1 protein-coding gene is annotated in these 1,255 nt (G+C 63.9%); it reads left to right on the top strand.

Annotated features, from left to right (window positions below):
• The first annotated feature begins 116 nt into the window (after window positions 1-116).
• The gene (locus tag FN821_RS14060) at window positions 117-1,106 is read left to right on the top strand and encodes an IS5 family transposase (RefSeq protein ID WP_421958060.1); all 990 of its coding nucleotides are present in this window, start codon (window positions 117-119) and stop codon (window positions 1,104-1,106) included.
• Window positions 1,107-1,255 lie beyond the last annotated feature (149 nt).

Genomic DNA, 1,255 nt, shown 5'->3' with positions numbered 1-1,255 from the left:
CCTAGGGAAACGCTGATCAATGCGCGACCCGGGGTTACGCCGGCTGGGTGGCGGGATGGTCGTGTCGGGTTCGTCGATTGTGGCTCTGGCTAGGTAAAATACGGGTTGTGGATGAGTTGCAGCCGAGTCTGTCCGAGGTCGAGTACGGCCAGCGCCGCCGGGTCCCGAAGCGGGAAGCGTTCCTCAAGCAGATGGACGCCGTGGTGCCGTGGGTCGACTGGGTGGCGCTGATTGAGCCGCACTACTACAGCAACAAGCGCGGACGGCGAGCGGTCCCGATCGAGACGATGCTGCGGATGTACCTGCTGCAGGTGTGGTTCCACCTGTCCGATGAAGGTGTGGAGGACCAGATCAACGACTCGTTCGCGATGCGCCAGTTCATGCGGCTGGACTTCGGCCGCCAGCAGGTCCCCGACGCGACGACCCTGCTGCACTTCCGTCATCTGCTGGAGAAGCACCAGCTGGGTGCGGCGATGTTCGCCTCGCTGAACGCGAAGCTGGAAGCCGACGGCCTGGTCATGCGTGGGGGCAGCATCGTGGACGCCACGATCATCGCCGCCCCCTCGTCGACGAAGAACGCCACCGGTACCCGGGATCCGCAGATGCGTCAGACGAAGAAGGGCAACCAGTGGTACTTCGGGATGAAGGCCCACGCCGGAGTGGATGCCGGGACCGGCCTGGTCCACTCGATCACCGTGACCGCGGCCAGCGTGCATGACCTCGACGAGGTCACCCATCTTGTCCGGGCTGACGATCAGGTCGTCTACGCCGATGCCGGCTACCAAGGCGTGGAGAAACGCTCCGAGATCATCAACGATGAGCATCTTGCCCAGGTCGAGTGGCGGGTTGCTGCACGCAAGAGCGCGTTGAAACAGATGCACCCCCACGAACAGGCAATCGAGTCCCGCAAGGCATCGGTCAGGGCGAAGATCGAGCATGTGTTCTTGATCGTCAAGCGGGACTTCGGGTTCGCCAAGACCCGCTACCGCGGCCTGGCCAAGAACCTCCACCACCTCCAGGTCGCAATGGCCTCAGCGAACCTGCTCATGACAGCCCGGGCCACCATGATCCAGGCACGAATGAACACCGCGATCACAACCGCCTAGGCCGGCGGCAGCCTGCCCGAACCCGTCGGAAGGCCCCAAGGCAGGCAGCCGAAAGCAACAGCGACCAGCCCGAAACACCCCAACAGCCCACAACCCGCCAGTCAGACCCACCCGGCAGCAGTAGCACCAATGATCAGCGCATCCCTAGG

The sequence above is a fragment of the Propioniciclava tarda genome, assembly GCF_900182665.1.
Lineage (GTDB): Bacteria > Actinomycetota > Actinomycetes > Propionibacteriales > Propionibacteriaceae > Propioniciclava > Propioniciclava tarda.
The sequence above is the reverse complement of the archived record's forward strand: the minus strand, read 5'-3'. Positions and strand labels throughout refer to the sequence as shown.